The sequence below is a fragment of the Nonomuraea sp. NPDC049784 genome (genome assembly GCF_040659615.1).
Taxonomy (GTDB): Bacteria; Actinomycetota; Actinomycetes; order Streptosporangiales; family Streptosporangiaceae; genus Nonomuraea.
In genome coordinates, this window is the sequence record NZ_JBFAMX010000400.1 from 1 (window position 1) to 9,396 (window position 9,396).

At 70.8% G+C, this 9,396-nt stretch carries 8 protein-coding genes and 1 pseudogene; 4 read left to right on the forward strand and 5 right to left on the reverse strand.

Annotated features, from left to right (window positions below):
• On the forward strand, window positions 1-2,228 hold a 2,228-nt coding region (locus AB0J09_RS44890), incomplete at its 5' end, for a xanthine dehydrogenase family protein molybdopterin-binding subunit (RefSeq protein WP_360705504.1).
• A 7-nt stretch (window positions 2,229-2,235) separates the two neighbouring features.
• On the opposite strand, the gene AB0J09_RS44895 is transcribed toward AB0J09_RS44890, so the two are convergent.
• Window positions 2,236-3,297 (reverse strand): hypothetical protein, encoded by a 1,062-nt coding sequence (locus AB0J09_RS44895; RefSeq protein ID WP_360705507.1) that lies wholly within the window; start codon window positions 3,295-3,297, stop codon window positions 2,236-2,238.
• A 271-nt stretch (window positions 3,298-3,568) separates the two neighbouring features.
• Window positions 3,569-4,465: an aminoglycoside phosphotransferase family protein gene (locus AB0J09_RS44900; RefSeq protein WP_360705509.1), complete on the reverse strand. Its 897-nt coding sequence runs from the start codon at window positions 4,463-4,465 to the stop codon at window positions 3,569-3,571.
• 67 nt (window positions 4,466-4,532) lie between these two features.
• Between AB0J09_RS44900 and AB0J09_RS44905 the strand changes: the two genes are divergently transcribed.
• A complete protein-coding gene (locus tag AB0J09_RS44905) occupies window positions 4,533-5,186 on the forward strand; it encodes a Uma2 family endonuclease (protein ID WP_360705512.1) in 654 nt (217 codons plus the stop codon).
• Here the strand turns inward: AB0J09_RS44905 and AB0J09_RS44910 are convergent.
• Together AB0J09_RS44910 and AB0J09_RS44915 are read right to left on the reverse strand one after the other, a co-directional pair.
• Complete coding sequence (locus AB0J09_RS44910) at window positions 5,176-5,439, reverse strand: hypothetical protein (RefSeq protein WP_360705515.1); 264 nt, start codon at window positions 5,437-5,439, stop codon at window positions 5,176-5,178. The genes AB0J09_RS44905 and AB0J09_RS44910 overlap by 11 nt on opposite strands.
• Window positions 5,440-5,447: 8 nt before the next feature.
• Entirely contained in the window at window positions 5,448-6,914 is a 1,467-nt protein-coding gene (locus AB0J09_RS44915; protein WP_360705518.1) for an LCP family protein, read from the reverse strand.
• Window positions 6,915-7,071: 157 nt separating this feature from the next.
• Here AB0J09_RS44915 and AB0J09_RS44920 point away from each other — a divergent pair, with 157 nt between their 5' ends.
• Window positions 7,072-7,950, forward strand: coding sequence for a crotonase/enoyl-CoA hydratase family protein (locus tag AB0J09_RS44920; RefSeq protein WP_360705521.1), 879 nt, complete (start codon window positions 7,072-7,074; stop codon window positions 7,948-7,950).
• A 1-nt stretch (window position 7,951) separates the two neighbouring features.
• Window positions 7,952-8,875 (forward strand): alpha/beta hydrolase, encoded by a 924-nt coding sequence (locus AB0J09_RS44925; protein WP_360705524.1) that lies wholly within the window; start codon window positions 7,952-7,954, stop codon window positions 8,873-8,875.
• Here AB0J09_RS44925 and AB0J09_RS44930 read toward each other — a convergent pair.
• A pseudogene (locus AB0J09_RS44930) lies at window positions 8,848-9,396 on the reverse strand (alpha/beta hydrolase); the annotation flags it as partial. The gene AB0J09_RS44925 and the pseudogene AB0J09_RS44930 sit on opposite strands and share 28 nt — an antisense overlap.

A 9,396-nucleotide genomic window follows, 5' to 3' on the forward strand; every position in this document is an offset into this window, starting at 1 on the left:
TCGACGTGGCCGCCGCGCTCAAGGAGGAGGGGGTGGCGGGCGCGTGGTCCGCCGCCGACCTGCCGTACCTCGCCGCCCGCGACCTGCCCGGCGGGGAGGGCGTGCCGCCGTGGCCGCTGCTCGCCACCGGCCGCGTCCGCTACCCGGGTGAGGCGCTCGCCGTGGTCGCCGCCGGTACGCGCGCCCGCGCCGAGGACGGTGCCGAAGCCGTCCGCCTGAACCTCGAACCACTGCCCTTCACCCTCGCACCCGGTGCCGGCGGGCACGACCAGTTCGACGACCGGCGCCGTTCGGGCACCGAGGGCCCCCGGCTGTTCGACGACCGTGACAACGTGGCGGTCGAGCGCACTTTCGGCGAGCCGGCCGACGACGTGTTCGCGACCGCCCCGGTGGTGGTCGAGGGCGCCTACCGTGAGCAGCTCCTGCTCCCCACGTCGCTGGAGCCGAGGGCCGTGCTGGTCGATCCGGGGCGTGGCGACCACCTCACCGTGTACGCGTCACACCAGGCCCAGCACCGGCTGCGCGACTCGCTCGCCGCGGCGCTCGGGTTCGGCAGGGAGCGGATCCGGGTGATCGTCCCGGCCACCGGTGGCGCGTTCGGCGCCAAGAGCCAGACCTACCCGGAGTACCTGGTGGCCGCCCTGCTGGCCGTCCACCTGCGCCGGCCGGTCCGCTGGTGCGAGGACCGCGCCGAGGCCATGCTGGCCGGCCCGCGCGGCCGCGGTCAGACCCAGCGGGTACGGCTGGCGGCCGACGACGACGGCGCCTTCCTCGCGTACGAGCTGCTGATAGACGCCGGCATCGGCGCGTACCCGCACACAGGCGCCTTCGTCCCCATGATGACCGGAGCCATGAGCACCGGCGCGTACCGCACTCCAAGGGTGCACACCCGGGTCCGTTGCGTGCTCACCAACACCGCCCCGACCACCTCCTACCGCGGCGCGGGACGCCCGGAGGCCGCCTACGCCCTCGAACGCACCGTGGACCGGCTGGCCCGCCGGCTCGGCGTGGACCCCGCCGAGCTGCGCCGCCGCAACTTCATCCGCCCCGACCAGTACCCGTACCTGACGCCGACCGGCCGCACCTACGACTCGGGCGACTACGCCGCCGCGCTCGACAAGGCCCTCGCCGCCGTCGGCTACGACGAGGTCCGCGCCGAGCAGGCCCGCCGCCGCGAGGAGGGCGAGCCGCCGATCGGGGTGGGCATCGCCACGTACGTCGAACGCTCGGGCGGCCCGCCGGACAGTGACGAGTTCGGCAGCGTGGAGGCCTGCCCTGACGGCACGTTCATCGCCCGCGTCGGCTCCACGTCCACCGGGCAGGGCCACTTCACCGCGTTCGCTCAGGTGGTGGCCTCGGTTCTGGACGTGGAGGTCGACCGGGTCCGCGTCGTCGAGGGCGACACCGGCGAGGTGCCCTACGGCTTCGCCACGTTCGGCAGTCGCTCCATGCAGGTGGGCGGGGCGGCGCTGTGGCGCGCCGCCGAGTCCCTCGTCGCCACCGCCCGCCGCCGCTGCGCCGAGCTCCTCGGGGTGGGGGAGGAGGAGGTCTCGTACGCCGCGGGCCGCCTGGTGGTGGGAGGCGACACGTGCGCCGCCCAGGCGCCCGGCCCTGCGGCGGACGGCCCCGTGCCCGGCCCCGTGGCGGACGGCCCTGGGGCGGGGGACTTCGCGGCCGGTGTCGCGGCGGGCCCGCTGCCCGGGCTGCCCATCGGCGAACTGGTCGCCCGCACCGGCCCGCTACGCGCCGACGAGATCGTCGCCCCGCCGCAGGCCTTCCCGTACGGCGCACACGTCGCCGTCGTGGAGGTGGACCCGGACCTCGGCACCGTCCACGTGCGCCAACTGGTGGCGGTGGACGACTACGGCGTGGTCGTCAATCCCATGATCGTCAGCGGCCAGGGCTACGGCTCGATCGCCCAGGGCCTCGGCCAGGCCCTGTACGAGCAGGCGGTCATCGGCGAGGACGGCCTGCCGTACGCCTCGACGCTTCTGGACTACCTCCTCCCGACCGCCGCCGACATGCCTCCGATCACCCTCCTGGAGACCGCCATCCCCAACCCCAACACGCCCCTGGGAGCCAAGGGGGCAGGCGAGGCGGGCTGCATCGGCATCCCACCCGCCATAGTCAACGCCGTCTGCGACGCCCTCGACGTGGACCACATCGACATGCCCCTGACCCCGGCGGCGGTATGGGCGGCGGCCGCAGGCGGGATCGCCAGACCATAGCCGCCCCTCAGTCTGGTGCGGCTGAGGTGAAGGCCGGGTAGCGGGGCAACTCCGCGACATCCCACTCCGCGGCTTCCTCCAACCACGCCCGTACGACTTCGCGTACGGCGGCGAACTCGTCTTCGCCCTGGCCGAGTTCCTCCAGCAGACGAGCCCACCGGTAGCGCAGCAGCTGGCGCATGCTCGGCACCGGCGTCCGGGCGCGATGCATGGGCTGATCGCGCTCACGTGCCCGGGGCAGGAAGACCCATGTCAGGTGAATCGTCCAGGTGGTCACGGCCTGCCGCATCCCTGTCTCCCATAGCTGGTCATCCGCCAGCTCGGGATGGACGGAGATCACCTCCTTGCGGTAGGTGCCCTCGATCTCCGCTTCCAGCCCGGGCGGCAGCCGGAACACGCACCAGCACGTCGCGAACGGCATCCGCACGTAGGCCGCTTCAAGGAAGGCCGAATGGTACCCGGCGCTCTCGAAGTCGAGCACACGCAATTCGTCCGCTGTCAGCAGGTTGTTGTCCGGACAGATGTCACCGGGAGAGAACACCGGGTACCGCTCGGTGCCTGCCCTCAGCGTCGCCAGCTCGCCGTCCAGCCCCGGAGGAACGATCGGTAGCACCTCTCCCAGCTCGCCGACGTCGCGGACGAGACGCCACCCCGTACCGTCCCCGGAGTAGGCGGCTTTTGACCGCTCCCACTCATGCCGCCGTCCCGCGCCGGCCACGGCGATCCCCCCGTACGTCCGTGCCCACGCGAGCAGGCCCTCCCTCGCAGCTCGCGCCGACCCCCCTAACAGCACGTCAGCCAGACTCGGCGCGGCGCCGAGGTCCGACATCACGATGAGCGGGAAGGACGGGTCCACCGCCAGCAGCCGGGGCCCGAACCCGCCGCCGAGTGGCAACCCGGCTGCTTCTGCCGCGAAGCCTTTGGCGTCCCGGTACGCCTTGACCACGACCGTGCCGCCCCCGTCGGTCACGCACCGCAGGACGCTGCTGCGCGAACTCCCGCCCAGATCGACTGGCCGGCTGATCGTCTCGCCCAAGGCCGCCGAAGCCGCCGCCAAGATCCGTTCCACCCTCCAGACCTTAATCCGAAGACAGGAGGAGGGCCGCAAGGGGGTGAGTCAGTCCGTCCGATTCACCGGGTGCTCGCCGTACCGCTCGATCAAGGCCGCGACCTCGGCCGCCTCGGACGACGAGATGGCGTCCAGGACCTCGGGCGAGCGCCGCCGGGCCTCGACGGCCGCCCGGCGTCGCGGTGCGCCTCTCCCAGGGCGCGGGCCTCGCCCCGCCCGGCCTCCAGCTCTTCATCGGGAAGGCCAGTCGAGCCGCGGAACGGTCACGTGCTCAAGGGTTTTCGGCGAGGACCTGCGCCAGCGCGTGGGAGGTCTGGCGGACCATCCCCGGGTTGGTGTCCCAGTAGTACGCCAGCGCGTTCACGGCCTGGGAGAGCGCCCAGCCGCGGCCGCGCAGCCATGACGCGTCGTCAACGTCGAGCTCGGACCGGAAACGCAGGCGGTTCTCGCCCGCGAACACGTTCCACGCGGGCTGGAGGTCGCAGGCGGGATCGCCCACGTTGAGGCCGCCGAAGTCGATGACCGCCGACAGCCGGCCGTCGACGACCAGCAGGTTTCCCGGCAGCAGGTCGCCGTGCACCCAGACCTCCGGACCGTCCCAGGGTGGGGCGCCGAGCGACTCCTCCCACGAGCGCAGGGCCGCGGCGCCGTCGATGCGGTCGCCGAGCTGGGCGATCGACCGGCGGACAGGCTCATCGCTCTCTGCCAGCGGGCCGCCACGAGACCCACGGGCACGCGGGTGCGCGCCCGCCTTGCCGACTTGCCGCAAAGCTTTCACGAACGCGGCGAGATCGACGGCCGCCTGGTCCAGGTCGCGGATCGCGCCGTTGGCGTTCTGGCCGGGCAGCCACTCGTACACGGACCAGCCGAACGGATAGCCCTCCGCCGGATCGCCCATCGCCAGCTGCACCGGAACCGCGAGCGGCAGGTGCGGTGCCAGCTTCGGCAGCCACCGCGCCTCCTTGGCCGCCTGTCCGGTGGCCCAGTCGATGCGCGGCATGCGTACGGACAGGTGGTCGCCGAGTCGGTATATGTCGTGATCTGTGCCGTAGGAGTCAACGGGTTCGATCCGCAACCCGGCCCACTGCGGGAACTGTCCCGCGAGCAACCGGCGAACGAGCGCGGCATCGGTCTGGACCTCGTCGGCGTGCATCTTCGTCTTGCCCATCGCCGCCCATCCTTGACTGCCCGCGCCGGCGGGGCAATCGGTTTTCTGTGGCGGACGCAATCGGAAGATGGAATACTTAGCGTGTCCGTTCGAATACGAAGGGAAAGATTCCATGGTCGCAATGCTGGAAGAGGAGTACCACACGGAATCAACCCAAGCGAGCTCCCCGCACATACCGCAGACAGCTCGTGAGCTGTTCGATGCCCTGCCCCCCCTCCCCGGCTTCCGGGTTGAGGTCATCGAAGGGAAACTGCTTGTGAGTCCTATGGGCAGCCCAGAACACACCTGGATGGCCGTAGACCTGCACGACGCGCTCCTCCCGTTGAGGAGGGAGCGAGGGTGGCGTGGAGCCCCCGGCGGCCTGAACATCTGCATCGAAGGCCCCCGAGATTCTCTCGTGCCCGACTTCGTCCTCGCGCCTCCTGACTGCCCTCGCTGGGGCGCGGGAGAGCTGCTCTCGTCCGGGGTGCTGATGGTTGCTGAGGTCGTCTCACCCGGCAGCGTGGACATCGACCGCAAGGAGAAGCTGCGCCTGTACGCGCTGGGCAAGGTGCCCATCTACCTGCTGATCGATCCGCTAGCCAAAGACCCGAGCGTGACCGTGTTCAGCGATATCGAAGATGACGCCTATCGGGTGGCGGTCATTGCGCATGTCGGCAAACCGATCAAGCTGCCGGCCCCCGTCGACTTCGATCTGGACACCTCGATTTTCAAGGTGTGACCTTCAGAGCGGCGGCCTCCAGGTCTCTCGTCGCCGGCGGGAGGCGCCGCTCCCAGGCCGCGGTCCTGATCGAGGTGATCAGCGGTTGTGCCGCCGACAGGCTGCCGCCCATCGTCACCACGTCCAGGTTGAAGGAGAGGGCCAGGCTGGTGGCCTCCGGGATGGCGTCGTCGACCAAGGTGACGATGTCCGCCAGACGGCTCACCTCGATGCCGGACGCCATCAGGGCCGCACCGCCCGCGTACGCTTCCAAGCAGCCCGTCAGAGTGGTCCGCCGCAGCCTTCCATGAGGCCCTTGGCTGGGTTCTGGCCTGTCTTCTTGGCGGCGGCCGACTTCTTCGGCGAGGGCGAAGCCGAGGCCGATGGCGAGGACGAAGGGCTGGCGGAGGCGGCGACCGGGGAGTCGGCGCGGGCCGAGTCGCGGAGCGCCTTGCCGGCGATCTCGCGGATCTTCTCCCAGTCGGGATAGCCGGTGCTGATCAGCGGGGGCACGAACTGCACGCTCGTCACCTTGGCGTTCTTGACCTTCAAGGACAGCGGCACCAGGTTCTTGAGCATCCCGCGCGGGATGTCGGTCTTGATCAGCTCCTTGGTGGCCAGCGCGATGCGGTTGAACCTGGACAGCACCGTCGCCGGGTCCGCCTGGTCGAGGAGCGCGCCGAGCACGCAGCGCTGGCGGTGCATCCGGGTGTAGTCGTCGCTGTACGTGCGCGAGCGGGCGTACCACATCGCGTCGGCGCCCTTGAGCTTGCGCGTGCCGGCCTTGACCAGGCCCTCGTTGTACTTGCCGAAGACCACGTCCTGCTCGACGGTGATCGTGATGCCGCCGATGGCGTCGATGATACGGGCGAACCCCCAGATGTTGACCAGGGCGTACCAGTCGACCTTGACCCCGAGGGTGTAGCCGATGGTGTCCATCAGCACCTTGGCGCCTTGGTGCTGCTTGCCGCCGAAGATCTCCGGGTGTGAGTCGGCGTACTCCCAGACGCTGTTGAGCAGGTCGCTGCGCCCGCCGCCGGGGTCGGGCGGGAGCCGGAAGCCGGTGGGGAAGCGCTGCGCCATCGGGGTGCCTGGACGAAAGCGCACGTCCTCCAGGTTGCGCGGCAGGCTGAACAGTACGGTGTTGCCGGTCTTCACATCGACGCTGGCCAGGTTCATGCTGTCGGTGCGTATGCCGATCCGGTCGTCGTCGCCGTCGCCGCCCAGCAGCAGGATGTTGACCCGCTGCCGCCCCGTCCACGGGTCCTCCGGCTTCTCCGCGGCGGCGGCGCCGTCGGACGGGGCGTCGGACGGCGTCTCCTGGAAGATGTCGTTGAGCGTCTGCCGCGAGGTCCACACGGCCTGGGTCACCCAGCCGAACGGGAACACCACCACGACGGCGAGCAGCCCGGCCAGTGTGCCGCTGAGGATCTGCCCGGATTGCGGCAGCCGCCCGGGCCGCAGCACGACGAACGAGTGCACGATCAGGGCGAACCACGCCACTCCCAGCACGCCGGTGCCCACCATGATCGACGTCAGCCAGGAGTTCTCGGTCAGCGAGCCCAGCAGGTTGTCGGTCGTCAGCGCCAGCGCGAGCAGCGCCAGCAACCCGACGATGTAGCAGGAGAGCAGGACGAGTCCGGTCTTGCGCCAACCGGCACGCAGATGGGCGGCCCCGGGCGCCAGTGCCGCGAGCACCAGCCAGCCGAGGACCGCTCCGGCACTCGCCGGTTCCTTTGCCTGCCGCACGCCTTCCCCGTTTCCCCCGAGCTCAACATTCAGGCCCCGGCCGAGGCCTCTACCGTAGGTGCGATGGCCGCTACCAGACCGTAAGGCGCGGCCCACCTCAGGCATCAATCGAGGCGGCAGCCTACGCACCGAATACGAAATATGTCTTTATCGGAGGATGAACATCAGTAGCCGAACAGACTTCACCGAGATCGAGTACGAGGTCGCCGACCGGATCGCCACCGTCACATTGAACCGTCCGGAGCGGCTGAACGCCTTCACCTTTGCGATGCGCGGAGAGTTGATCGCGGCGCTTGACCTGACGGACGCCGACGACGAGGTGCGCGCGGTGGTGGTCACGGGCGCGGGACGCGCGTTCTGCGCCGGGGCCGACCTGAGCGGCGGCGGCGGCACGTTCGGGCACCGCAGGGAGGACGAGCTGGTGGACGGCGCGCCGCGCGACGGCGGCGGCACGGTCGCGCTCAGGATCGCCCGCTCGCTCAAGCCGGTCATCGCCGCGATCAACGGCCCCGCCGTGGGCGTGGGGCTGACGATGACGCTGCCCATGGACGTCCGGCTGGCCTCCGAGGACGCGCGGTTCGGGTTCGTGTTCGCGCGGCGCGGGATCGTCACCGAGGCCGCGTCGAGCTGGTTCCTGCCCAGGATCGTCGGCATCTCCCAGGCCATGGAGTGGGCCGCGACCGGCCGGGTCTTCCCCGCCTCCGAGGCGCTCGAAGGGCGGCTGGTCTCGCGGGTGTACCCGCCGGACGAGCTGCTGCCGGCCGCGTACGCGCTGGCCCGCGAGATCGCCGACAACACCTCCGCCGTCTCCGTGGCCGCCATCCGCCGGCTGATGTGGTCGGGCCTGTCGGCGGCCTCTCCATGGGAGGCGCACGCGGCCGACTCCCGGCTCATGTCCGAGCTGGGCGGTGCGGCCGACACGGTTGAGGGGGTGACGGCGTTCCTGGAGAAGCGGCAGGCCGACTTCCCGATGAAAGTGAGCAAGGACATGCCGCCGGGTGTCCCGTCATGGCCAGACAATCCCTATCGTGTCTAGCATGTACGAGATCACCGTGCTGCACATGCCGGACGACTTCGAGGGCGAGGTCGTCGCGACGCTGGTCTCCAGGAAGGCCGGATCCCGCAGGGCGGTGCTCTACCTGCATGGGTTCACCGACTACTTCTTCCAGGACCACCTGGCCGACCACTACGTCGAGCGCGGCATCGACTTCTACGCGCTCGACCTGCGAAAGTACGGGCGCTCGTTACTGCCGCACCAGACCAGGGGCCTGATCAGGAGCGTCACCGACTACTTCCCGGAGATCGACGAGGCCGTCCGCCTCATCAGGCAGGACCACGACGAGCTGACGATCAACGCCCACTCCACCGGCGGCCTCGTCGCCTCATTGTGGGCCGACCGGGTCCGCGGCCGGGGTCTCGTGCAGGGGTTGGCGCTCAACAGCCCGTTCTTCGACCTGAACGTGCCCGCCCCGCTCCGCCTGGCCGCCGACCTGCTCAAGACGCCGCTCTCGTACACGAAAAGGGCGCTCCCGCTGGGGGTCAGCACCGTCTACGGGCAGACGCTGCACCGCAGCGAGGGCGGCGAGTGGGACTACGACCTGACGCTCAAGCCGCTCGGGGGCTTCTCGGTGCACGCCATGTGGCTGGCCGCCATCCGGAGGGCTCAGCGGCGGCTGCACGCGGGGCTCGCGGTGGACGTGCCGGTGCTCGTGCTCGCCTCTGCCAACGGGCTTCGGGTACGCGACTTCGTGCCGGAGGCTCGCTCGGCGGACATCGTGCTCGATCCGCGGCACATCGCCCGCTGGTCCACCTCGCTGGGCCCGCACGTCACCTGCGTGCGCATCCCGGACGGCGTACACGATCTCGTGCTGTCGGCCGAGTCGGTACGCAAGCAGGTGTTCACCGAGCTGGACCGCTGGATGAACGCATTCGTCTACCAGGGGAAGGAGAACAGCCCGTAGTAGGCCGCCGCCACCAGCAGCAGGCCCGTGCCGCCGAGCACGCCCGCGACGGCCACGTGCTGCCACCGGCCGGGACGCAGGTCCTCGCGCAGCGCCGACACGAACGCCGCCACCGCCGTGACCTCCTGGATCAGCATCAGTACGGCCAGTAGCCGCACGACCAGCCAGCCCGCCAGCACGGCGGGCCAGGCGCCCGCCTGGTTGACCGAGAACAGCACCAGCAAGGTGATGAACGCCACCACCGACGCCAGCAGGCCCAGGCCCGTCCAGGCCATCCGTCTCAGCCTGCGCCTGATCGGCGGCCACAGCGTGGCGTTGACCTCGGCGGGGACTTGGCCGCGGCCGCGCAGGCGTACGACCATGGCCGCCACCGGGCCCGCCACGTAGCCGACGGCGGCCAGGCAGATCGTCAGCCCCAGCATCGTGCCGCCGGCGTACCAGGGGGCGGGCGGCACGTCGCTGGGCGCGAACCGCAGCACCGGCGGGGGGGCCCCCCAGTGGCGCGCGGGGCGGGGCGGGGC

Excerpts from the sequence above, each read along its gene's own strand:
- AB0J09_RS44905 (WP_360705512.1), top strand. The coding sequence starts at position 4,533 with ATGGAATACTTAGCGTGTCCGTTCGAATACGAAGGGAAAGATTCCATG.
- AB0J09_RS44900 (WP_360705509.1), bottom strand. The coding sequence starts at position 4,465 with ATGGGCAAGACGAAGATGCACGCCGACGAGGTCCAGACCGATGCCGCG.
- AB0J09_RS44925 (WP_360705524.1), top strand. The coding sequence starts at position 7,952 with ATGTACGAGATCACCGTGCTGCACATGCCGGACGACTTCGAGGGCGAG.
- AB0J09_RS44920 (WP_360705521.1), top strand. The coding sequence starts at position 7,072 with ATGAACATCAGTAGCCGAACAGACTTCACCGAGATCGAGTACGAGGTC.